The 21,912-nt window shown below is 55.4% G+C and carries 22 protein-coding genes; 13 read left to right on the forward strand and 9 right to left on the reverse strand.

The genetic code is table 11. The features are described 5' to 3' along the window. The first annotated feature begins 4 nt into the window (after positions 1–4). Positions 5–1,654: a DUF3466 family protein gene (locus AB5Y80_RS06030; RefSeq protein WP_010674760.1), complete on the forward strand. Its 1,650-nt coding sequence runs from the start codon at positions 5–7 to the stop codon at positions 1,652–1,654. Positions 1,655–1,814: 160 nt separating this feature from the next. Then, positions 1,815–1,991: a ribosome modulation factor gene (gene rmf / locus AB5Y80_RS06035; RefSeq protein ID WP_010674759.1), complete on the forward strand. Its 177-nt coding sequence runs from the start codon at positions 1,815–1,817 to the stop codon at positions 1,989–1,991. An 80-nt stretch (positions 1,992–2,071) separates the two neighbouring features. Here rmf and fabA read toward each other — a convergent pair whose 3' ends face one another. The 3 genes from fabA to AB5Y80_RS06050 all read right to left on the reverse strand — a co-directional run bounded on the left by fabA (position 2,072) and on the right by AB5Y80_RS06050 (position 5,133). Further along, entirely contained in the window at positions 2,072–2,632 is a 561-nt protein-coding gene (gene fabA, locus AB5Y80_RS06040; protein ID WP_368172656.1) for a 3-hydroxyacyl-[acyl-carrier-protein] dehydratase FabA, read from the reverse strand. A gap of 78 nt (positions 2,633–2,710) precedes the next feature. Continuing rightward, complete coding sequence (locus tag AB5Y80_RS06045) at positions 2,711–4,690, reverse strand: Lon protease family protein (protein ID WP_219603620.1); 1,980 nt, start codon at positions 4,688–4,690, stop codon at positions 2,711–2,713. A 38-nt stretch (positions 4,691–4,728) separates the two neighbouring features. Beyond that, positions 4,729–5,133, reverse strand: a complete 405-nt coding sequence (locus AB5Y80_RS06050) for a helix-turn-helix domain-containing protein (RefSeq protein ID WP_368172657.1) — start codon at positions 5,131–5,133, stop codon at positions 4,729–4,731. A 123-nt stretch (positions 5,134–5,256) separates the two neighbouring features. Here AB5Y80_RS06050 and AB5Y80_RS06055 point away from each other — a divergent pair, with 123 nt between their 5' ends. From AB5Y80_RS06055 to AB5Y80_RS06085, 7 genes are all read left to right on the forward strand, one after another. Continuing rightward, positions 5,257–5,508, forward strand: a complete 252-nt coding sequence (locus AB5Y80_RS06055; protein WP_039040799.1) for a hypothetical protein — start codon at positions 5,257–5,259, stop codon at positions 5,506–5,508. Positions 5,509–5,682: 174 nt separating this feature from the next. Then, entirely contained in the window at positions 5,683–7,209 is a 1,527-nt protein-coding gene (locus tag AB5Y80_RS06060) for a replication initiation factor domain-containing protein (RefSeq protein ID WP_368172658.1), read from the forward strand. A gap of 27 nt (positions 7,210–7,236) precedes the next feature. Next, a complete protein-coding gene (locus tag AB5Y80_RS06065) occupies positions 7,237–7,557 on the forward strand; it encodes a hypothetical protein (RefSeq protein WP_323952817.1) in 321 nt (106 codons plus the stop codon). A gap of 300 nt (positions 7,558–7,857) precedes the next feature. After that, entirely contained in the window at positions 7,858–8,070 is a 213-nt protein-coding gene (locus AB5Y80_RS06070; RefSeq protein ID WP_039040802.1) for a major coat protein, read from the forward strand. A gap of 338 nt (positions 8,071–8,408) precedes the next feature. Beyond that, positions 8,409–9,530, forward strand: a complete 1,122-nt coding sequence (locus AB5Y80_RS06075) for a hypothetical protein (protein WP_368172659.1) — start codon at positions 8,409–8,411, stop codon at positions 9,528–9,530. Between the two features lie 3 nt (positions 9,531–9,533). Continuing rightward, on the forward strand, positions 9,534–9,848 hold the full coding sequence (locus tag AB5Y80_RS06080; protein WP_183148413.1) for a DUF2523 family protein: 315 nt from the start codon (positions 9,534–9,536) through the stop codon (positions 9,846–9,848). Positions 9,849–9,851: 3 nt separating this feature from the next. Next, on the forward strand, positions 9,852–11,066 hold the full coding sequence (locus tag AB5Y80_RS06085; RefSeq protein WP_368172660.1) for a zonular occludens toxin family protein: 1,215 nt from the start codon (positions 9,852–9,854) through the stop codon (positions 11,064–11,066). 456 nt (positions 11,067–11,522) lie between these two features. Here AB5Y80_RS06085 and AB5Y80_RS06090 read toward each other — a convergent pair whose 3' ends face one another. The 5 genes from AB5Y80_RS06090 to AB5Y80_RS06110 all read right to left on the reverse strand — a co-directional run bounded on the left by AB5Y80_RS06090 (position 11,523) and on the right by AB5Y80_RS06110 (position 15,690). Further along, entirely contained in the window at positions 11,523–12,509 is a 987-nt protein-coding gene (locus AB5Y80_RS06090) for a DUF2971 domain-containing protein (RefSeq protein ID WP_368172661.1), read from the reverse strand. Positions 12,510–12,745: 236 nt separating this feature from the next. After that, positions 12,746–13,156: a hypothetical protein gene (locus AB5Y80_RS06095; protein ID WP_323945495.1), complete on the reverse strand. Its 411-nt coding sequence runs from the start codon at positions 13,154–13,156 to the stop codon at positions 12,746–12,748. Positions 13,157–13,267: 111 nt separating this feature from the next. Beyond that, complete coding sequence (locus tag AB5Y80_RS06100) at positions 13,268–13,618, reverse strand: DUF3653 domain-containing protein (protein ID WP_201893947.1); 351 nt, start codon at positions 13,616–13,618, stop codon at positions 13,268–13,270. Positions 13,619–13,797: 179 nt separating this feature from the next. Beyond that, entirely contained in the window at positions 13,798–15,105 is a 1,308-nt protein-coding gene (locus AB5Y80_RS06105; protein ID WP_368172662.1) for a tyrosine-type recombinase/integrase, read from the reverse strand. 279 nt (positions 15,106–15,384) lie between these two features. Further along, a complete protein-coding gene (locus tag AB5Y80_RS06110) occupies positions 15,385–15,690 on the reverse strand; it encodes a YebG family protein (protein WP_010674755.1) in 306 nt (101 codons plus the stop codon). A 220-nt stretch (positions 15,691–15,910) separates the two neighbouring features. Here AB5Y80_RS06110 and AB5Y80_RS06115 point away from each other — a divergent pair, with 220 nt between their 5' ends. From AB5Y80_RS06115 to rsmF, 4 genes are all read left to right on the forward strand, one after another. Beyond that, the gene (locus tag AB5Y80_RS06115) at positions 15,911–16,555 is read left to right on the forward strand and encodes a paraquat-inducible protein A (protein ID WP_010674754.1); all 645 of its coding nucleotides are present in this window, start codon (positions 15,911–15,913) and stop codon (positions 16,553–16,555) included. Then, positions 16,533–17,141, forward strand: a complete 609-nt coding sequence (locus AB5Y80_RS06120) for a paraquat-inducible protein A (RefSeq protein WP_010674753.1) — start codon at positions 16,533–16,535, stop codon at positions 17,139–17,141. Before AB5Y80_RS06115 ends, AB5Y80_RS06120 begins: the two co-directional genes overlap by 23 nt. A 51-nt stretch (positions 17,142–17,192) precedes the next feature. Next, complete coding sequence (locus AB5Y80_RS06125) at positions 17,193–19,745, forward strand: MlaD family protein (protein ID WP_368172663.1); 2,553 nt, start codon at positions 17,193–17,195, stop codon at positions 19,743–19,745. Between the two features lie 129 nt (positions 19,746–19,874). Beyond that, complete coding sequence (gene rsmF / locus AB5Y80_RS06130; RefSeq protein WP_183149989.1) at positions 19,875–21,305, forward strand: 16S rRNA (cytosine(1407)-C(5))-methyltransferase RsmF; 1,431 nt, start codon at positions 19,875–19,877, stop codon at positions 21,303–21,305. 238 nt (positions 21,306–21,543) lie between these two features. On the opposite strand, the gene AB5Y80_RS06135 is transcribed toward rsmF, so the two are convergent. Continuing rightward, positions 21,544–21,828 carry a RepB family protein gene (locus tag AB5Y80_RS06135; protein WP_183148419.1) on the reverse strand — a complete coding sequence of 95 codons (285 nt, stop codon included), beginning with the start codon at positions 21,826–21,828 and terminating at the stop codon, positions 21,544–21,546. Between the last annotated feature and the right edge of the window lie 84 nt (positions 21,829–21,912).

Below are 21,912 nucleotides of genomic sequence, written 5' to 3' on the forward strand. Positions count from 1 at the left end.
GTAGATGAAAAAGCAATTATCCATGCTGGCCATCCTGGTCGGCGCCAGCCTCAACGCGCAGGCGGCACAAAGCTCCTTTTTCACCATCGTCGATGACGAAGTCAAAGGCTATGCCAGCGGGATCAGCGGCGATGCCAACGGCCTCATCGGGCTCAACACCAAGAACAACATGGCGGAATACTTCTCCACCGTGCGGTTTGCCGACTTCCTGGTCGATCGTTTCCGTTTCGAGCAGGGTTGCATGCTCTCCAACTCGGTCTGCAACTCCTTCTGGAGCGACAACTCGGGCTTTGCCTACCAGTGGCGTCGCGACTTCCTGGACAAGGTGGATCAACGCAGCAACCTGGGCTACGTGACCAGCTCCGAGGTCGATGGCCTGGTGACGGCCCTCGGGGATGTTCCGGAGGATCGGGTCGGTTACAAGATGAATGGCAAGCTGCGCACCGCCTTTGCCGTGGTCAATGACGGCAACCCGGTCGAGCTCAAGGATGCGGCCAGCACCCACGGCCTGAGCGTCCCCACCTCCATCAAGAAGCTGGACAACGGTCAGTATCTGGTGACCGGTACCGCGGCCAGCGACAAGTATCGCCACAAGGTGGGCGGTGACTTCTACAAGTGGTGTTTCGAGACGGGCAATGACAGCCAGTACGGTGACTTCCGCTACTGCCCCGGGGTCGATACCCAGGCGAGCTTCTGGCTGCTCAACAGTTCGGGCGGGTTCAACAAGCTGATGCAGGCCGGCACCTATGGCCATCAGCGTGACGAGGTGCTGCAAACCGCCTCTGCACTGGGCGTGGCCAAGTACAACGGCACCCTCTACGGCGTGGGCTACAGCTCCACCGGCGAGGTGGGCACCGGTGATCTGGATGGCCGCAACCTCGCCAGCTACTGGACCCTGGATACGGCTGCCGGTACCGTGGGCACCACCAAGATCATCCCGCTGCCGGATGGCGAGCCTGGCAAGGACGATGCCAAGCTGCAACACAGCTGGGCCGTGGCCGTCAACGACAACGGCTATGTGATCGGTAACCAGCGCTATCGCATCAACAAGGGCCAGAACCGCCCGGTGGAGATGTTCCTGTTCAACTTGAGCAAGCCTGGTACTGCCGCCAGCCTTCCTCTCCAGGACAAGCCGGTCTCGGGGGCAGGCTCGGAAGCGGCCGCCATCAACGAGCACAACATGGTGGTCGGCTGGCGCGACTCCCGCCATCAGACCCAACCGGTGGTCAATGGCACCAACCGCATGCAGGAAGCCTTCCTGCTGAACGCGGCCGCCCCGGCCAACAGCTGGTATCTGAATGATCTCATCTGTGGCAAGGATGACGCCGGCAACAAGCAGTGTGCCCAGAACGGCAAGTACTATCACATCGCTTATGCCAGCGGCATCAGCAGCGACGGCACCATTGCCGCGACGGCGTATCGCTATGACAGCGAGAGCGACCTCAACAAACGCGCCAACGCCACCGTGGTCGCCGTCAAACTGACGCCGGCCGTGGCGGATTATCAGGGCAATGCCCCGGCCAGCTATGTGGTCAGCAATGCGCCGGTCAACAACCAGACCGGTCAGGATGGCGGCGAGGGTGGTGGCGGCAGCCTGTTCTGGTTGACTCTGCTGGCGCTGCCCTTTGCCTGGCTGCGTCGCTATCAGCGATAAATAAGTGTCATCAAAAATTAATGCAGTTCAGTATCTTGTGTCACAACCCCTGAATAGCATGGAATTTTTTGTTTGACCCTGCCTCCCCCCTGGGGTAAAGATGAAGGCGACCGGTGAAAAACTGGTCGCTTTTTTTGTTCCACGAAGAGGGTCGTAGATGATGAAGAGACAGAAACGGGACCGTCTGGAGAGAGCTCGCGCTCGTGGTTATCAGGCTGGCGTAGTCGGCAAACAGAAAGAAGCGTGTCCGTACCAGTGCCTGGATGCCAGGGGCCATTGGCTTGGTGGTTGGCGCGATGCCATGGAAGGGCGAGGCTCAGGCCTCTTCATGAAGTAACCGATACTTCATCACTCATTACAAAAGGAAAGGGGCCATCGTGGCCCCTTTACGTTGTCTCTGCTCACCCAGGAGCAGGATCAGAATGCGGTGGTGTCTTTGAACAGGCCCACTTTCAGGTCGGTGGCGCTGTAGATGGGGCGACCATCCACTTCCACGACGCCATCGGCAATGCCCATGACCAGTTTGCGGTTGATGACGCGCTTGAAGGTGATTTTGTAGGTGACCTTCTTGGCCGTCGGCAGGATCTGGCCGGTGAACTTGACTTCACCGACACCCAGCGCACGTCCCTTGCCAGGACCCCCTTTCCAGCCCAGGAAGAAGCCGACCAGTTGCCACATGGCATCCAGGCCCAGACAGCCGGGCATGACGGGATCGCCTGGGAAGTGGCAGTTGAAGAACCAGAGATCCGGCGTGATATCGAGTTCAGCCAGGATTTCACCCTTGCCGTGCTCGCCGCCATGGTCGTTGATCTTGACGATGCGATCCATCATCAGCATGTTGGGGGCGGGCAGCTGGCTGTTACCTTCACCAAATAATTCGCCACGGCTGCAGGCAAGCAGCTCTTCACGGGTAAAGGACTCTTTGCCTTGTTCGCACAGGGAGAGGCGGGGATCAGTGGTGTCGTTATCTAGGGTCACGCTGTTTATCCTTCATATGGGTCAAAGCCGGGCCAATTTAGCTTACAGATGTTCGCTAAACAACTCCGATCACTTCATTTAACGGCCAAGCAGCCGGTCCAGCAGGCTGCGCAGCAGGCCGCCACTCTTGGTTGCCGTGCCATTGAGTTCGTCCAGTCTCTCCTGGATGCGACCAAACAGGGTATCCGGCATGTCCGGTTCGCCAGCAACGCAGCCGGTGAGCAGCTCGATAGCCTCTTCCACGTGATCCACCGGGTGGATGTGGAACTGGCCGGCCTCTACTGCCGCGATCACTTCATCAGAGAGGTTGAGCTGCTGGGCGTTGGTGCCTGGCAGCAGAATGCCTTGCTTGCCGGTGAGACCGTGGATCTTGCACACCCGGAAGAAGCCCTCAATCTTCTCGTTCACGCCGCCAACGGCCTGCACATTGCCGAACTGGTCGACCGCACCGGTCACGGCGAAGTGCTGGTAGATGGGCTGGCGGGCGAGGGCGGAGAGCAGGGCACACAGGCCGGTCAGGGAGGCGCTGTCACCATCTATCTCGTGGTATGACTGCTCGAACACCAGGTTGGCCGAGAGCGGCGAGGGGTTCTCTGCGCCGAACTTGTTGGAGAGGTAGCCGTGGATGATCATCATGGCTTTGGCGTGAATGTGCCCGGCGAGCTCCGCCTTGCGCTCGATGTCAGCCACATCGCCATCCCCGAGGTGGACGGTCGCAGTGAGACGTACCGGCTCCCCGAAGTCATAGGGATGGCCGGCCACCTGGATGACGGAAAGGCCGTTGATCTGGCCAACCTCTTCACCGTCGGTCTGCAGCAGGATCTGGCCGTCGATGACACCCTGATCCGATTGCTCCACCAGATAGTTGAGGCGGTAATCCTGCTCTTCCAGGGCGAGCAGGATATGTTCGTCAGTGACGCAGGTCGCTTCCAGCTCGCGGGCCAGGCTGTCGGCCATGCGCATGATGGCGCCGAGCTGTACCTCGGAGAGGGATAGCCACTCCTGGTGGTCACACAGGCGGCTGGCATGGCGACAGAGGGCGAGGAGGGCACTTGGGGTGAAATCCAGCAGCGCCCAGCGCGCTCGCAGCCAGGCGAGATATTGCAGGAAGGCGGGGAGATCTTCCTCGATGCTCACTTCGGAGACCAGATCGGCACGCAGGAAGATACGCTCCGCCATGTCCCTGTCCAGCATCTGGAATTCCGCCACGTCCAGCCTGTCACCGACCAGGATCAACTTGAACCGGATCGGGGTCGCCTCCGGGGTGAAGAAGGGCGTCAGCGTCTTGCCTTCCTGATAGGCATTCCAGTCCAGCTCGCCTTTTTGCATGGCGTTCTTGAGCTTGAACCAGAGATGAGGCTGATCCAGCAGCTCATCAAGCTGAAGTACCAGGTAACCACCGTTGGCTTCCCGCAGCAGACCAGGTTCCAAAAGATGCTGGTTGGCGTAGACGGAGCCTTGTTCCGTCTGATAGTTGATGGAACCGAACAAGGTATCCCAGTTCAGGTCGCGGCCGTAGACGACAGGGGCTTGCTGATCCTCATGATGGATCAGCAGGTTGATGAGTACCGGGTGCTGGAACTCGAGGCCCTGGGCGACATGGGCGGCCAGATCGGAGAGGAAATCCACGATCTTGGGGTCGTTGTTCTGTTTGCGGATGATCCGGGTGACCAGCCGCTCGGCGTCGAGATGGTGGCTCATCAGCTTGAGCAGCTCTCCGACCATCTCGCAGAACTCGAAACCCGAGCCCGGTTGCAGGCGCAGCCAGATGGGTTTGAAAGGGTTGTTGAGATTCTCGGTATAACAGAGATCGAACAGGTCGCCATCCTTGCCATTCGAAGAGGCAATCAGGGTCTGGCAGACATTCTCGTAATCTGCACCGGGGAAACCATTGAGGATCATGACCGGGCAGTCACCATCAAAACTGGCCAGCCGTTTGATACCCGAAATCGCTCTGGGTTGCAGGGCGGCAAACGGAATGGGGTCGAGTTCGCCCAGTGTGGGGAACTGCTCAATCGAGAAAGCGGGTTTTAATTGTTCTGATGTTAATTCAGCCACTTAAGACATCCGGTCGGGGATAGGATCAATTGCCACCATTATACACAGTTCGGTTGAGGGTGACAGAATACCAAGATATTCAATTTAACATAATATACATTATGCGCGGTATGGTCAGGCCCGCTCAGTGGAGACAGAAACACAGCCGCCGCAAGGGCTACCGCCGTGCCAGCTCCTTTCGAATACTTCGCCAGGATATCGTACCAAGCCTGTTTCAGCTCGGGATCGGTCTCTCTGACAGCCGCAAGGCTTATTAGCACTTCTTTGACGTCTAGGCCGATTTCCTCGGCAATCTTTTTTGCAGTCTCATCAGTGAGTTGCGCTTTGCCTTTGGTCAAGCGTGAGACGTGAGATTGTGTAAAGCCAAGCTCTACAGCGACTTCCTGAAACTGGGTGAACTTTTTGGCTCTCATGTAGGCCTGGATCAGCGTTTTAGAGTCCATTTGCCTTAACTCCTCAGTTTATCAATGGCCGTATCATAACCATTTTGCGGTCAAAAAGGCCCGTTGAAACTTACTTGGGAAATTGATCAAATGCACTTGCCTACTAACTCAAGTGATTGATCTATGACCCACTCTAGCCCACAAAACCAGGATCTGCCCGCGCTCATTGAGCGCAAGGTCTATTGGCAGGCAGAGCCGACTGGCGATTACTCCGCCTGCATCGCGGGTCAGGTCGAGATGTTCCGCGACCTGCATGAGCTGCGGGTCTATCTGTCGATGACGTACCCCGATACCGTGTTCGAACTGGTGGAAGTCACCGAGGACACCTGGCGCGGCTTCTATGACCAGGGAGTGTTTTTCGATGACTGGTCATAACCCTGTTACTCCGGATATGCCATTGGCTGGGGTCTGCCACTTCTGCGGTTGTGAGTCCGACACCCTTAGCCGCTTGGCCTCAGAGGATAACCCTGGCGTAGTCCTTCTTATCTGCCCTCAGTGTTTTAACGAGCAGCTCCACGGAGGCTATGACGCACCGGAGGATTTCTTCTGATGGCTGGTCATAGCTCCGTGATGCCGATAAATGGGGTTATCGGCAACAAAACCCTGATCGATTATCTGTCCTTCACCTGGGCACCGACCGAGTTGATCCAGATGAAGGAGCTTGCCAAGCAAGGGGCGCTCTTGAAGGCTATCCCGCGCTTCGATACCAAGGTGAAGGCCCTGCAAGCGGCCATTTCTGAACCCCCTGTCGAGGGGCTGCGTTATCTCTGGAAGCGTCCGGTTGGCTTCGCTCCCCTCGCCCGTTTTGACAAGGTGACAGAACGCCTGTGCGGCAAGGCCGAACGGCTGGGGGTCTCCCCTGCCCCAACCGTTGAATTTGACAAGACCACTGAGCGGTTAAGCCTCCAGGGGGTGCCTAAGTCCCCTGCCCCTGTCGTGACGCTATCCATGACCGAAATGATGGAGCGTGCTTTGCATTCCGGTTACAAGGACCGTGCCGACATTCGTAAGGAGTTGAAGGCGGTCTGCACTGCCCTGCTCAAGTTCTCCGAGTTCGAGGTTGTCGAGGGTGCCAAGTATTGGGAAGCCTACAACGACTTGATCGACTGCTACGGCGTCCAGTTCCTGGATGCCCTCTGCTGCAACGAGCTGGAGCTGTGGTTAGAGGAGCTGAATACCCGCATTGGTGTCCCCATCCCCGAGCCGCGCTTCACGATGCGCCCTCGCCGCTCTGGCCTGCACGGTTACGCCAATTCGGCTGACCTGCTGTGTGACGGCATCCCCTGCGGCCTGATTGGCTGGGGTGCGGCAAACCATGGTTGCATGGTGAGTTTTTCTGGTGTGGGTTGTGCCGCCCTGGATTTCCAGGCTTTGCATGATGTTATCTCTCACATTCCAGGCGTGCGCATCACACGGGTGGATCTCGCCCTGGATGACTACAGCGGCGAGCACATCACCTACCAGGGTGCCATTGCCGGCGCGGAAGCCGGCGAGTTCCATCCCCAGCGGGGCCGCGCTCCGTCCTGGATGAAGATTGAATCGGGTGAGTTCGTGATCACCGAGGTTGCCAAGGGCATCGCCAAGCGCTTTGGCATGGTGCCGACCAAGGGCTGCTCGTTCTACGTGGGCAGCCGCATCAACGGTAAGTGCGCCCGGGTATACGAAAAGGGCAAACAGATGCAGTCGGCAGAGTATCCGAATTGGGTACGCGCCGAAGGCGAGCTGCACAATAAGGACCGCATTATCCCGCTGGACGTTCTGGTAAACCCAGACCCCTATTTTGCGGGGATGTATCCGCAATTTGATAAATGGCTGGCTGCTATCCAGGAAGCGGAAATAAAGCCCGTCAGACTGACCACCTTTAAAAATAAGTTCAAAACGTCCAGGGATAATGCCGTCTTTAATATGTCCCGCATGGCGGGTCGCCTTGTTAATTGGTTAGCGAACATCGAGGGGTTATCGCCGGAGAAGATTGTTAACCAATTAACTGCGCACCTGGAAGAAAGTGATATTCCGGCGCGATTAAGAATGCCGCTCCCTCCTGACTTGGATGAGCTGCCAGTATTTTCGACCTAACCAAGGTTCTTCAACGAGGTAATAACTATGTCTATTCTGTCTGGTGTTCTGGTCACTCGCGTGACCCATGGCTACGGTGTTTCCCGCAAGTCTGGCGCTCCGGTGCCTTACGACTTTGCCCAAGTTGAATATTTGGCTCCGGCAAACAACGTCAACAAGCCCGAGTGCAATATCAACTCTTGGGGCTATGAGGTTCGCCAGTTGTCCCTTCGCAATGATGCGCCGACTATCAAGGAAATGGCTGATTGCCCCAAGTTGGTGGCGATTGATCTTATTCTGGAAGCGGATCCCCAGAATCCGACCCGTAACGTTGTCGTTGGCTACCAAGCCGCTAAAAAGCCGCTGTAATCGGCGCGCAACGAGGAGGAGGAGCGAGGGCGCGCAGCGACCGACGACGAGGGCGCGATAATGATTTGCCTAGATATTACCTCCGAAGGATATACCCGCCTTTCTGAGGGGGATTCGTGTAAATACGTGCTCCTGACTGTCCAGGAGCATTCCAAACTCACCGATATATCCAACTGGTTTCAATTCGATATAGCGGATGTGGGAATTGCCTTTAGCTCTGGCATTGTTCTCTGGGCTTTGGGTTTAAAAGTGGGCGCTATTGCCCGCGTAATTGTAGGTGCAAAAAGAGGATAAACGAGTATGAAAAACTATTATCGCAATGGCTGTATCGCCCTGGTGGGTTCTATGGCTGCCGTCGGTGCCAATGCTGCTGATACATCCATGGCGGCAGCGGCTGCTGCTGCGCTGGATAATGCCCAGTCTGACGTCACTATCACCGCGCCCAAGGTGATGATGGTCGTGGCCACGGTCGTCGGTGCTGGCATCCTGATCGGCCTGATGCGCAAAGCCTAATCGTGTCTTTGCTCATTGGGACGTTGTGGTTCCTGTTCTTTGTTGAAGGGTACAGGGCATCGTTTTCCATATGACACAAGGCGGCTTCGGTCGCCTTTTTTATTGGGGGTCGCGTGAGATTGCTTTATCTGCTGTTCCTGGTGCCGCTGGGGGCGTTTGCGAGCTGTCCGGCAGGGCTCAATCTGCAAAATGTGCCTATAGGTACAGCAATGCCCTATTGCGTTAAATGGGAGTCCTCCACTCTGGGCGGGTGTCAGGTCGTTTGCCCTGGAGTCTGTGTTGAGACGCCATCTACGGGCACCATGGGCCCCATACAGTCTAACGGTGTGGAATGTACTGTGGGCACTGGCACTGGCACTGGTGGCGACGGTGGTGGTGATACTGGGGGCAGTCCTGGCGGGGATGGTAGCCTTCCTGGTGATACCGATAATATTGCTGGTTGGCAGTATTTTAATCATTACGGTTATCAGACAGTGGGTTATACCCTTTCAAAGATTAATACTAATTTAGGTAAGCAGTTTGCGGGGGTTAATTCTAGGCTTTCTGGTTTGAAGGATTATTCCAATCAGATTGCTGGTAATACATTTAAGACCCAGCTCGAATTGTCTGACGTTAATGACAAGCTTGATCAGGCGTTAACTTATATACGGGAAACTCCTGGTCGAATAGAGGGGACTAATCTTTATTTGTCTCGTATGGAGGCTGATTTTGATTTAGCTAATGCTCAGTTAAAGAAAATTGCTGATAGTATGGGTTCTTCTGGTGGTACAAGTGGTGCCGTTTCTACTGTTGATTTATCTGCAATCAAAGGTGATGTAGCTTCGCTGAAAGCAATGCAACAATCGGCTATGTCAACTCTGGGCTCTATTAGCGGCAATACAAGCTCCATGTCATCCAATATGGGGAGTATGCTTGGTGCTATTGGGAGCCTTCAAGGTTCGGTTAATTCGGTTAACTCCAACATATCTAGCCAGTCTGGTTATCTAAGCCAGATGAATGACAATCTTTACGGCATTAAATACATGCTCCAAGATGGTTTAAAGAATGGCTGGGGAAACTCTGGTGGTGGGCAAGGTGGGTCTGGCGACTTTAATATTGATTATTCTCAAATGCCTGGCTCGGCATCAAATCCTATGCATATTGCAAAGGCTGAATATGAATCACCGCTTTGCTCGGATGACGCTAGTTGTGCCTTTGACCTGGAGCAGATAACGAAAGTATATGATGAGCATAAGGAGGCTTTAAAAAGCCAGTATCTTTCTATTAAAAATGAAATGACCGATATGTTTAAATATCAGTTCTATGGCTCCGCCTCTGTTCCTAAATGCTTCGATATGTTCTCTATGTATGGCAAGGCTTATCAAGTGTGCCCTGATGCTGACGGCTATTGGGAGTTCCTGGCCGCATTGATGATGTTTATCTTCTACTTTGTTGCTTTCATGATTATTGCTAAGAGGTGACCGATGGAATGGCTAGGTGATTTATTCAGTGGGTTGTTTAACGATATATATAATCTCGCTGTCCAGGTAACGGCCTGGATTTCGGTTAAACTGGCGATTCAATGGGTTGAGTTCAAAATATTCCTGCTGGTATTTTCATGGGACGTTGCCAGGGAAATCTTGATAAACCTGCAATTCAGCGATTTGATATCGTCCTCCTTTAACAGTCTTCCAGCGTCGGTGCGGGATATCTTGCTCTATCTGAAATTTGATAAGGGCTTGTCCGTTATTACTCAGGCGTTTGTGACGCGCTTTCTACTGAATATCTTCGGGTGGTGATCCATGTCCATCAAAATCCATCACGGTGCGCCAGGGTCTTATAAATCAAGCGGCGCTATTCACACCGATGTGATCCCGGCCATCAAGGCGGGTCGCTACATCATTACCAACGTGCGCGGCTTCTCTGTTGAGCGCTGCCGTGAAGTGCTGGGGAAGGATGTGCCAGACAGCTTTGAGGTGCTCTACGTCGAGACAGAATCCCAGGAAGGGCGTGATCTTCTGGCTCGTTTCTATCACTGGGCACCTAAAGGGGCATTCTTCCTGGTCGATGAGGTGCAGCGGGTATTTCCGCCAGCATGGCGCCAGAGTGACCTGGATAAACTCGATTATCCTGGTGGGCCGGATAAGGCGAAAGAGGATGGCCGACCGGAAACAATCGACGTGGCCTTTGATATGCACCGTCACCATAACTGGGATTTCGTATTAACAACCCCGAACATCAAAAAGGTTCACCAAGTTATTCGAGCTGCGGCCGAGACGGCGATTCGTCATACCAATATGGCGATATTGGGGATCGGTGGCCGTTATAAGACCGTCCTTCACCTTTCCGATAATTCCGGTACATCCATGTCTGATGTGCTGCAAGCCAAGCCATTTAATAAGGTGCCAAAATATGTTTTCAAACTTTATGACTCGACTACAACCGGTAAAGTCTCGGATACAATCGCAGGCAGCTCGATGCTTCGAGATCCTAAAGTTCTCATTGTTCTGGCAATTTGGGGACTCTGTATGTTCTTTGGTTTCATCAAGCCTGAATATATTGACTCGTCTGCTAAAGCCCCTGTGGTGGCTTCTGCGCCCGCTGACGCCGCTGTTTCGGTTCCTGGGCAAGTGGGTGCTGCGCCCGCTGCTAGTGTACGTCCTGGTGGCGCTCCTGCTGCGGATGCTGCTGGCGTCTTTGCTGTAGGCCCGTTCGCCGGATACCGGATGATCATCAACTGCCATGTGCTGACCAAAAGTGATCGAGACGTCTACAACGTCGAGTATTGCTTCGCCCTGCGCAAAGGTGACGACGAGCAAGCTATCTACGCCGAGGAGTGGCCGCAGTTCTTCGTCGATTTGAAGCCCATGACGGCGTGTCATGCGGTTATCCAGTACCAGGGGCAGCCAGTGGACGTTTATTGCGACCCTGACGGGGATGCTTTGCGTAAGCGGGTCAATGGTGCGCTCTTTGCTGGTGCCAAGAATGACGGGGCGCCTATCGATGACCGGACATAAATACAGCTCGGGGGTTACTGTGGTTGGCATCATTGCTGTCTGCATTGATATTGCCATCCTGATAGCCATAGGGAGCAATCCTAGCTATTCCGCCGAGGCTCGTTGGGCCTGCGTTGCCCTGGTGGTGCTGTTCTCGCTGCCTCCCTGCTCTGGCTTTTTGGGGGCTACCTTATCGAGCTGGAGGTGAAGTGGCAGCACCACTGCCGGGCAAAACGCCGTGCCCGCTCTGCTGCCGCGCGTCTCAAGGCTGGCCACTGAACCCCAGGGGCGTGAGCCCCTATAAGGCGATTCTCTGAGGCTCATTGTTGGGAAGGTGGTGGGCTCGCCGAAACTTCTTTTGAGTGCTTCTGTGAGACTGTGACCCTTCCCTTCCCTGCTAAACCGGCTTTTGAGGGTTTCTAGTTACAAAGAAAAATAACCGCTACAGCGCAGCACTCTGCCAATTATTTCGCATTTTTATATATCTTTTTTAAATGGATGCAATTGAATTGGAACTAATTCATAGCGTTCATCAGAGAGCTTATATTTATAAACCCTTATGTGTTTTAATTCCTCATCATTAGCTATCACATTATGAATTACATGTTCAATTATTGACGGGTCTGATTCAACACCAAAATAAATAGATGCGATTTTTGATTTTTCTATATCTTTTAAGAAAAATGCTTCTTTATTGTTGATGAATTTGTTTTCTACGGAGGTAATGTTGTAAATATATCCACACTTTTCTACATCTCTAAGTGTGGAAGTTAATTGCGTATACTTATCCCCTTTGTAAAGTTTGTGCGTGCCGTGAATAACACTCCCATTTACTAGTTTTTTTATACTCTCGGGTAAGCTATCGAAAGGTTTGAAGAATTTTATTTTATCGGAAAGCTCAAGATGAACTACGTAACGATGTTCCTTTTCATATGACCAGTTTTCACTTTTTGTGGTCAATGCCCTCATTGACATTTTTTGAAATTGCTCTTCTTGATCGAAATCGAATTTTTGAAATGCATCAATATACTCATGATCAAAAATAATATCATCATAATTAACTTTTACTAACTTATATGGTGTTAGTTTTTCTGATTCTGAGATTATTAAATCATCAGAGCTTAAAACATTACTTTTATAACCAATACATACACCACGATGCTCGGATGCATAATGAGCCCACATTAATAGATTTCGATGTGTCTCACTGAGTGAAATAACCCCATAGGTGTTAATTATGCTATCAATGCTTTGTTCTGCAAGCAGCATCGATAGAGTATGCCATTTTTCATCCGGGTAAATTTGCTTGCATAATTTTTCTGAGAGAATACCAATTGCTTTTTTATTTATTCGACCTTCAAACGGATCATTTAATGTAACAAGTTGGGATATTCTAAGCGTTGGTTCTTTTAAATATTGGTCTAAATCTAATTTTTCTGATAAATATTTATATAGAATATCCATGAAAGCTTCCTTCGTTTGCCCCCCCGTATAGTAATACGGGGGGAATTCGTTTCACAGAGCCTGATGACACCACGGATCACATCTTTAGTGGTTTGTGCTGCGCTCCAGCGTACCTGGTCAGGCTTTCACGACATATCATGCTGCGCCCATGAAAAAGGGGGCTTGCGCCCCCTGCCCTACCCTGTCTAGCTTCTTCCGCCATCCTTCCTGGGCAGTTCCCCAGGTGGATGCGGTATTCATGCTTGGTCGACTGCGGATAGCCTCAGCTCTTCCATCAACCAAGTCATGGCGTCCTCCTGGTTCTTGAAGGTTCTGACATTCTGCTGCTTTATGTTGGGTACTCGCTCAATCGCTATGTCGTGTAGTACCTGGGATCTGATGACATGAGCTTTAGCGACCATCTTCTGACCGTTGAGCCAACCATTGAAGTCATTAGCTGTACTGAGAGCCTCATCGGTGCCGCCTTCGTAGCTTCTTGTATCGACAAGGAAGCAGAACGGATGACCGTCAAGGCTGGCGATGAGGGTCTTGATGCTGTCAACCCAAATCCTGCACCCCTCCGAGTTGAACGCCCCTATCAGTTGGCTTTGGATCACTTGTTCAGAAATGCTGGAGATATGTTTGCCATGAGCAATAACGGGCCCCATCCGAACTTATTCCCATGTTTTTATGTGTATGTTGAATTATCTTGCATTCAACTGAAAACGTTTGCAAGCCTGTCCAGGTCAGGAAAAAGGGGCTTGCGCCCCCTCCCCTGTCTACTGGATGCCTAGCTTCTTCCGCCAGTGGAAGGCTTCCCTCTGCTTCTCTGACAGCTCGGCCTGGATGATGGCCAGCGCCTCGATCCTCCTCCTGTCGAACATGACGCCATTCGGTGCGATCAGGCAGTCATTCTTCATCCGCCATCCCTGCCACTCCTTGAAAATCGTGGGCAGCTCCCGCCCAGATGCCATACGCATAAGCCGTTTATAGACAGGTGGGATCTCTTTACCCTTATCCCAATTTGTGACCTGCCTCACAGAAACGAAACATAGATTTGCCGTCTCCTCTTCCGATAAACCGCATTCAAACCAACGAAAAATGAAGTTTTTGGTCAACTCTCGTTCCATCCAAGTAAATACCTGATAAACCAGCAAAATTGCGTGGGCTGGCTTATCGGCGGGCTTCACATGGGCATTTAACCAAACGCGACATTATGCGCAGTGTCGGATTTATGAGTCCCAAGGCATGGTCAATCAAGGATTGCCTTTAGGTCCAACATCTTGGTTATGAGTGCAGCTTTATTTGTTCACCACTGGTTATCAATCATATTTCGGTCCTGGCCGAGCAAGTGGTCCAGCGGCTTGCGGCTGGCACTCTCGTGACGTTCCCGGTTGCCGGTGTGCAGATACTTGGAGGTGGTGTCGATGCTGTCGTGTCCCGCATCGGCTTGTACGTGGGATAAAGGCCGTCCGTGCAGATTGATGTCATGGGTGATGCCGGTGTGACGAATGGAGTGCGGCGTCAGGGTTCGCATTTCAGCAGCATCCTGATCAAAACCATCTTGTTCGGCAAGGCTTGCGGCCTGTTCAAATACCGCCATTACCAGGTCTCGTAGCTGGCGGATACCCAGATTGGCATTGAGTTCGCCTTGTTCGCGGCCATGGGCCGCCGCCTTGTGGCGTACGAACAGCGGGGTCTGCTCTCCGGGGGCCGGCAGTGGCGAAAGGCCAAGAAAGGTACGATAGCGAGCCAGGGCTTCGAGCAGAGCCTGAGAAACGGCCACGGTGCGACGTTTACCGCCTTTGCTGCGGGGAATGTCATAACCCCAGATGCCCGTTTTGGCGTCACGTCGAAACTGGCCCATGACGGGGCTGAAACCCGGCCTGGCCGCCACCTCGGAAATCCGCAGATAACAGGCATACATCAGACAGATGAGAAAGCGGCTGCGCTCATGTTGTGCCGGGCATTCGGCAGCGAGCTGTTCGGCGGCTTGCATCACATAGGACCATTGCAGTTCGGTGAAGGATTGCGCGTCTTCACCAGCCTCCTGGGGGCCCGCACGTTTAACCCGCTGCAGCAGGAGAGCCGGATTGCGATCCATGTACTCCTCCTGTATGAGAAACTGGAAGAAGGCGGACAAAATGGCGAGTTTTGTCTTCATTGCCTGCTCACTCAGTCGATACGGCAGCTCCCGGCCCAGTTCCCGCTTGCCAAGAAACGGACGCCACAGGGGGTTTGGCAACCGTTCCCCCCACTCCTTGTCGAGCACGAACTGGGCGACGTTGCGATAGGCAATCAGTCCGGACGGTGGCGCCTGGCAATAGTCGAGATAGCGCATCATGATGCGCCTGGTGAGATCCCTGGGGCTGATGGCCACCTCGCAAAAACACCAGTGCAAAAAAGTGGTCAGCTCACTGCGATAGGTCTTGTAGTTGTTTTCGCTGTGGCGCTGCTCCAGCAGCCAGTCGACGGCCAGCTCATACACGATCCCCGCGTCGGGGACCTTGCCAAGACTCAGGGTGGCGAGGTACTGGTTGACCTGGGGATTGCCCGCCTCAAGGTGGTCCACGCTATCGAACAGCGGCATGGCGGGTGGAAGTGCTGGTTGAGTCATGATGGTGTGTGATGTCGGTTGAATGTTTTGAACGGGGCCGCACCCCCCTGATGCCGATAAATGGGGTTATCGGCATCAGGGCTTGCAGTGCGCCTTGGGGGCAACGACCTGAGGCATCTTGCTGTGATACCCCATGATGACGAGCAATCGGCATATTCAATAAATATGCGGTGTGGTTGGAAAATTCTCGGGGAAAAGAGTCGTGACAATGACTTAAGTTGCACTTTCATGAATGAGATAGCGGCTTCTGCCTCACATCCCCTTCCCCGCCCTTTCGTCTCAAGCCACGCTCTTCAGGGGCTTCCCCTTTGGCAGTTCAGTATCCAGCTTGTCTTCTTTGGGGGAATTCCCCTGCCCTTTTCCACCGCGCAATACCTGCTGCAACTGATCTCGCTGCTCGGCCAGATAAAAGGCCAGACTCTCCTGCTGCTCCGGTGCAAGCGCGACCGGCGCACCCGCCAGCAGTGTCATCAGCTCATCGGCGGTGTCCAGCAGTTTGTCATAGGCATCCGCCTCTTTCTTGCTGGCAAAGGTCATCTTCTCCACTCCCCCACGTACCACAACATACTTGATCTCAACGGCCATCGCGGCGCCCTCCTGATGATAGTGATTGCAAGTATATGTACGTATATACAGTATTGCAAATACCCTCAGCATGTCGGCATGCATCGCCAGCTCCTGCTTGGCTGGCGGCGGCCAGTTCACAGCGGAAAACACGTCTTTTCAAAGGGGGGTGTGCAGCGCGGCAAGACAGGGCAGGCGTTTTAAGGTAAATTTCATCAATTCCTTCAACAGGTTGAATCGTATGTCGGATCCGCACTCGGTGATTGTCTGTCCGGCCTGTGACTTGCTGATCGAACGCAAGTTGCTGCCGCTGCGCCGTCACGCCCATTGCCCCCGCTGTCATCAGCATCTGTATGGGCGCTATGCCTTTCGCCCTTCCCAGTTGATGGCGCTGACCATCACCGGATTCCTGTTGCTGCCTTCCGCGTTTTTTGAGCCTTTGATCTATCTTCGTCTGGCGGGCGTGAACTCGGACGCCAACCTGATCAAGGGAATTATGATGCTGTATGCCGAGAGCGAGCTCTGGGTCGCAACACTGGTGCTCTGGTGCGCCGTGCTGGCGCCGACAGGGCTGCTGCTCGGGATCTTTGCCCTCGCCTCCGGCCTGGCCAAGCGCTGGCATCTGCTGGCGTGGACCCTCAAAGCGGTCGAGGTTTTTCGCCACTGGGCCATGCTGGAGGTGTACATCGTCAGCCTGCTGGTCGCCCTGTTCAAGCTTATCGACATCGCCGACGTGCGCCTGGGAGGCGGTCTGCTGAGCCTGGGTTGTCTGATGCTGCTCAACATGACGCTGCTGATCCTTTTTGATCCTGCCCCTTACTGGGAGCGGATTCCGCTGCAACATGCCTCCCGGGAGCCGGACCATGTCCCCGATCAGCGCCCGTGAACTGGGGCTTTGCCGCTGCCATACCTGCGGGTTGCTGGTGCGCCATCAACACGGCATGAGCTGCCCTCGTTGTCATACCCCCTTGCAGATGCGCATTCCCCATTCCCTCGCCTGGTCATGGGGCCTGCTGGCGCTGGCCACCTTCATGTTGTTGCCTGCGAACCTGCTGCCCATCACCCACTTCTACAACAAGGGATTATTGCAGTCCGATACCATTTTCAGCGGTATCATGGCGCTCTATCGCAGCAAGATGTCCGGCATCGCCACCATAGTGCTCACCGCGAGCATCATCGTGCCCATCGGCAAGATCCTGGGCCTTGGCTGGATCTGTTGGCAGTTGCAGCGCAGCAAGCCGGTGCGCCGCAAACGCCAGCTCGTCATGTACCGCATCATCGATTTCATCGGACGCTGGTCCATGCTGGACCTGTTCGTCATCTCGCTGATGGTGGCCCTGGTGGATCGCGGCGTGCTGCTCAACGTGCGTGCCGGCCCCGGGGCGACGGCGTTCGCCGGCGTGGTGGTGCTCACCATGATGTCGGCCAGGATGCTCGATACCCGCCTGTTGTGGGACAAGGCGGCCCGTTAATGTTTTTTGTGTCGAACGCGCTGTGCATCACAGCCAATGTAAGGAGTCGGTATGGTCGGGGCTGAGCCCGTCATTGAGAAGCACCGCTGGTTATCCCCGGTCTGGTTGCTGCCCTTCATCGCCCTCTTGCTGGCGGGAGGCTTTCTCTACCAGCAGTGGACGAGCAGTGGTCAACTCATTCGCATCAACTTTGCCCAGGGCAACGGTATCTTGCCGGGCAAGACCCAGTTGCGCTATCAGGGGGTCGCCATCGGCGTGGTCCAGGAGCTGGAATTGGCACAGGATGGTCGCAAGATTGCGGTGCTGGCCAAGGTGGACAGCCGTGCCCGCACCCTCATACGCAAGGGCTCCGACTTCTGGCTGGTGAGTCCGAAGGCGTCACTGACCGAGATCTCCGGCCTAGACACCCTGGTGTCCGGCAACTACATCAACCTGCAACCCGGACGGGAGAACAACCCGCTGGAGGATGAGTTCGATGCCCTGGATGGCCCTCCCCCCGGTTATCAGGCCCAGGGGCGAACCCTGCACCTGACAGCCGATTCTCTGGGGTCTGTGGGCATCGGCGCCAAGATCTATTTCCGCGGGCTGGAGGTGGGCAGTGTCATCAACACCCGTCTTGGGGAAGAGAACCAGAACGTGATCCTGGATCTGGTGATCGAGCCGCGCTTCGAGCACCTCGTCAAGGCGGATACCCGCTTCTGGAACATCAGCGGCATCAAGGGCTCCTTCAGCCTGGCTGGCGTCAGCGTGGAGGCGGGCAGCCTAACCTCCATCCTGAGCGGCGGCATTGCGTTTGACTCCCCCAAAGATTCTCCCGTGGCGCAAAAGGGGGTCAATTTCATCCTCTACAAGGGGCTGGCCGAGGCCGCCCGGGGTGAGCGCATCACCATCCAGGCGGGGACTCTGCCCATCAAGGAAGGGATGCCCATCCTCTATGAGGGCATCGAGATTGGACGAGTCGACCCCATTCGTCTCACCGAACAGGGGCGGAGCGTGACGGCCCTCATCAACCCCGAACAGGCGTTCCGGGTGACCGGCAAGAGTCGTCTGGTGTGGGAGACGGTCTCTCTCTCCCCTGTCGGGATCAAGCATGCGGATCGCCTGCTGGCCGGGCCCGCCATTCGCCTGGACTATGAACCCGGTGAACGGGTCAACACCATGACCCTGGAGAGCCAGGCACAGCGCGGCGGCATCAAGCTGACCCTGCAGGCAGAGGATCTCGCCGGTTTGAGCGAAGGGGCTCCGCTCTGGTTCAAGGGGTTGCAGATAGGTCAGCTCGGGGCACTGACCCTGGATGCCGGCGGCAATGCCAGTGTCGAGTTGCTGGTGAATGAGCGTTATCGCCATCTGCTGCAACGGGCTCGCTTCTATCGCGCCGCCCCCTTGCAGGTGGAGGCGGACCTCAGCGGTATCAAGGTGGAGACCAGCCCGGCCAGTGCCTGGTTGGCGGGGGGCATCAAGCTGGTACAGGCTGCGAAGGGTGACAGGATTGACCGCCTCTACCCCAGCCAGGAGCTGGCCCTGCTTGGGAGCCGCCATGCCAAAGCGGTCAGCTGGACGCTGCGTGCCGCTCAGGCTGATGGTATCGGTGTGGGCTCCCCCGTCCTCTACCTGGGACTGGAAGCGGGCAAGGTCAAGGCGCTGGATGCCGATGATCGCGGTGTGGCCATCACCCTGGAGATCGATGCCATCTATGCTCCTTTGCTCAAGCAGCAACCCCAGTTCTGGAAGAAGGCCGCCATCGACGGCAAGATCCGGCTCGACGGCGTGCAGGTCAAGATGGGGAACCTCGCCACCCTGCTGCGTGGCGCCATCGAATTCGACAAGCTGGGGACAGGTCGCAGCAGTCATCAGCTCTTTGACAGCAAGGAGCAGGCAAGCTCCCAGGTGCGCACCCTCACCCTCACGGCGGATCACAACCCGGGTCTCGGGGTCGGCAGCCCCATCCGCTATCGCGGAGTGGACATCGGCAAGGTGGAGCAGGTGGAACTGGATCCGACCCTGGGCCAGGTAAGCTTCAAGGCCGAGCTGAATGAGCAATATGCCGCGCGCTTCCTGCAATCCGGGGCGCGCTATGCCCTGGTGCAGGCCAAGGTCGGGCTGGGGGGCGTTGCCCACCTCGATACCCTGATCAAGGGGGCCTTTGTGGAGGCGACACCGGGCCGGGGGGCTGGCAAGGAGACCTTCCCCTTGAGCCAGAGTGGCCCCGCCGGTCTTGCCCTGACCCTCAATAGCCCCTCCGTCGATGGCATCAGCGTGGGCAGCCCCCTGCTGTTTCGCAAGATGGTGGTGGGCAGCGTCACCGGCGTGACCCTGGCCCGGGATGGCAGCGAGGTGCTGATCGATGTGAATGTGGATGGACAGTACGCCCATCTGATACGCGCCAACAGCCGCTTCTGGAATGTCTCCGGGGTCAAGGCCGATATCGGGCTGACCGGTGGCACCATCGAGGTCGAAACGGTGCAAAGCCTGCTGGCGGGCGGGATTGCCTTCAATACGCCGGAGCGGGAGATGGGCGCGACCGTCAAGGCGGGTCATAGTTATCCGCTTCATGCCAAGGCGGAAAAAGAGTGGCTGGAGTGGAGCCCCCGCATCTTGCCCTGAGTTATTCCCCTGCTCGTCAAAAACCGGCCTTGTGCCGGTTTTTTTATGGCCTCATGGACTCCCCCATCAAGAAGGGCCGCGCACTGTGGTAAGATGTCGCCCCTCATTTTGGGTCAGCGAGATTGCGCCGTGCACGACAACACCTACCTCCCCGATCACTTCCTGCGTCACATTGCGGAGTTCATGCCATCCCATCTCTCCATGGAGGCATTCGTGGCGAGTTGCCGGCAGCCGCTGCGGCGCAGCATCCGGGTCAACACCCTCAAGATTACGGTATCCGAGTTTGTCGCCCGCATGGCGCCGCTTGGCTGGCAACTGGATCCCGTGCCCTGGTGTGAAACCGGCTTCTGGCTCACCCGCAGTGATGAGAGCGTTCCCCTTGGCAACACGGCCGAGCATCTGTGCGGCCTCTTCTACATTCAGGAAGCGAGCTCCATGTTGCCGGTGACGGCGCTCTTTGCCAGTGAGCAAACCAGAGGGGATGGCATGTTGCTGGACGCGGCCGCCGCCCCTGGCTCCAAGACTACCCAGATCGCGGCGCTGATGGAGAACCGCGGCATGCTGATCGCCAACGAGTTTTCCAGCAGCAGGCTGAAAGTGCTGAGCGCCAATATCCAGCGCTGCGGTGTGACCAACGTCGGCATGACCCATTTCGATGCCAAGGTCTTTGGCCAATGGCTGCCGGAAACCTTCGACGCCATCCTGCTCGACGCCCCCTGCTCCGGGGAGGGGACGGTGCGAAAAGATGAAGACGCACTGCGCAACTGGAGCCTGGAGAGCATCGAGGAGATCGCCACGGTGCAGCGTGGCCTGCTGGAGAGTGCTTTTCACGCCCTCAAACCCGGCGGCGTACTGGTCTACTCCACCTGCACCCTGAGCCTGCAAGAGAACCAGGACGTCTGTCAGTCACTGCAAGAGAAGTTCGGCGATGCCTTCAGCTTTGACTCGTTGGCCGATCTCTTTCCGGGAGCGGAGAAAGCCTGTACGCCGGAGGGATACCTGCATGTGTGGCCCCAGATCTTCGACAGTGAGGGCTTTTTCGTTGCCCGGTTGCACAAGCATCACTCCGTGCCCAACACCATGTTCAAACCTGGCAAGCTCGGCAAGTTCCCCTTCTCACCGCTGCCAGAGAAAGAGGCCGGCCCCATGCTGCGGGAGATTGAAGGGAATTTTGGCATCGTGCCCCATGGCCAACTGTTTGGCCGCAATGACGAGATCTGGCTCTTCCCTCACGCCTTCGAGCAGGTACAGGGGAAGCTGCGTTTCGATCGCATCGGCATCAAGCTGGCTGAAACCTTCAAGAAGGGATATCGATTGACCCATGAATGGGCTCTGGCTTACGGCCATGAGGCGAGCAAGGGATGCGTCGAGCTGGATGCCGCCAATGCCCGTGAATTCATGATGGGACGAGATGTCTGGCCAGAGCAGGATGCCGGGACTGGGGAAGTGATCGTTCGTTACCAGGGGCACCCGCTCGGCATGGGGAAATGGGTGGGGAGTCGCATCAAGAATGCCCTGCCCCGGGAGCTGGTACGGGACAACAACCTGTTCAATGCATGAGAGTGGGGTTGCTCGAGCAAAAACAGCGCCTGTTCGAGTCTGAAAAACCCCCACTCTGGTTGAACTTTTATCCGGTTCTTGAAATGCCTAGAGCCTTGTCTAAGCTTAAGGCTATCCGCATACCAGTTAGCGCACGGCTCTGCAAGGAGCCAATTCCCCTATGCCAGGTACAAGGAATTCGTACCTGGCTTTTTTTGTCTTCTTTTTCAATCACACCGGCACGGCACGATAGCATCGTCTATTCGAGCATGTCTGCCGACTCGGGAATATCGCTCTGCTGCGCGTTGGTCGTTTGTTGCAGTTCGTGCTGATAGAGCAGATCGATGGCCTGCTCGATGATGGAGGCCTGACTGTCTTCCAGTTGTTGCCCCAGCATGGCCAACCGCTCTGCATGACGATTGCTTATCCAGCATTGCAACCGGCTGTGGGTTTCCTGCTTGCGCTTTACATGTTGACGCTGGCGTTCGGCGTTCTCTTGAGCGGCGCTTTTCTTCAATTCCTGGCTATCGTGACCTTCCGACATGTCTATATCGTGAATGTTATCTCTCATTTTTCGTTGGCATCTTCTACGAAAGTAAATCGGATTACGACTCCCCCACCGTCATGA

Origin of the sequence: Aeromonas sp. R2-1, from assembly GCF_040908425.1 — a bacterium.
In the GTDB taxonomy this organism is placed as follows: Bacteria; Pseudomonadota; Gammaproteobacteria; order Enterobacterales; family Aeromonadaceae; genus Aeromonas; species Aeromonas caviae.

Excerpts from the sequence above, each read along its gene's own strand:
- AB5Y80_RS06060 (WP_368172658.1), top strand. The coding sequence starts at position 5,683 with ATGGCTGGTCATAGCTCCGTGATGCCGATAAATGGGGTTATCGGCAAC.
- AB5Y80_RS06090 (WP_368172661.1), bottom strand. The coding sequence starts at position 12,509 with ATGGATATTCTATATAAATATTTATCAGAAAAATTAGATTTAGACCAA.
- AB5Y80_RS06115 (WP_010674754.1), top strand. The coding sequence starts at position 15,911 with ATGTCGGATCCGCACTCGGTGATTGTCTGTCCGGCCTGTGACTTGCTG.
- AB5Y80_RS06080 (WP_183148413.1), top strand. The coding sequence starts at position 9,534 with ATGGAATGGCTAGGTGATTTATTCAGTGGGTTGTTTAACGATATATAT.
- AB5Y80_RS06065 (WP_323952817.1), top strand. The coding sequence starts at position 7,237 with ATGTCTATTCTGTCTGGTGTTCTGGTCACTCGCGTGACCCATGGCTAC.
- AB5Y80_RS06100 (WP_201893947.1), bottom strand. The coding sequence starts at position 13,618 with ATGGAACGAGAGTTGACCAAAAACTTCATTTTTCGTTGGTTTGAATGC.
- AB5Y80_RS06070 (WP_039040802.1), top strand. The coding sequence starts at position 7,858 with ATGAAAAACTATTATCGCAATGGCTGTATCGCCCTGGTGGGTTCTATG.
- rmf (WP_010674759.1), top strand. The coding sequence starts at position 1,815 with ATGAAGAGACAGAAACGGGACCGTCTGGAGAGAGCTCGCGCTCGTGGT.
- AB5Y80_RS06105 (WP_368172662.1), bottom strand. The coding sequence starts at position 15,105 with ATGACTCAACCAGCACTTCCACCCGCCATGCCGCTGTTCGATAGCGTG.
- AB5Y80_RS06050 (WP_368172657.1), bottom strand. The coding sequence starts at position 5,133 with ATGGACTCTAAAACGCTGATCCAGGCCTACATGAGAGCCAAAAAGTTC.
- AB5Y80_RS06120 (WP_010674753.1), top strand. The coding sequence starts at position 16,533 with ATGTCCCCGATCAGCGCCCGTGAACTGGGGCTTTGCCGCTGCCATACC.
- AB5Y80_RS06095 (WP_323945495.1), bottom strand. The coding sequence starts at position 13,156 with ATGGGGCCCGTTATTGCTCATGGCAAACATATCTCCAGCATTTCTGAA.
- AB5Y80_RS06030 (WP_010674760.1), top strand. The coding sequence starts at position 5 with ATGAAAAAGCAATTATCCATGCTGGCCATCCTGGTCGGCGCCAGCCTC.
- AB5Y80_RS06135 (WP_183148419.1), bottom strand. The coding sequence starts at position 21,828 with ATGTCGGAAGGTCACGATAGCCAGGAATTGAAGAAAAGCGCCGCTCAA.
- AB5Y80_RS06125 (WP_368172663.1), top strand. The coding sequence starts at position 17,193 with ATGGTCGGGGCTGAGCCCGTCATTGAGAAGCACCGCTGGTTATCCCCG.
- AB5Y80_RS06055 (WP_039040799.1), top strand. The coding sequence starts at position 5,257 with ATGACCCACTCTAGCCCACAAAACCAGGATCTGCCCGCGCTCATTGAG.
- AB5Y80_RS06110 (WP_010674755.1), bottom strand. The coding sequence starts at position 15,690 with ATGGCCGTTGAGATCAAGTATGTTGTGGTACGTGGGGGAGTGGAGAAG.
- AB5Y80_RS06085 (WP_368172660.1), top strand. The coding sequence starts at position 9,852 with ATGTCCATCAAAATCCATCACGGTGCGCCAGGGTCTTATAAATCAAGC.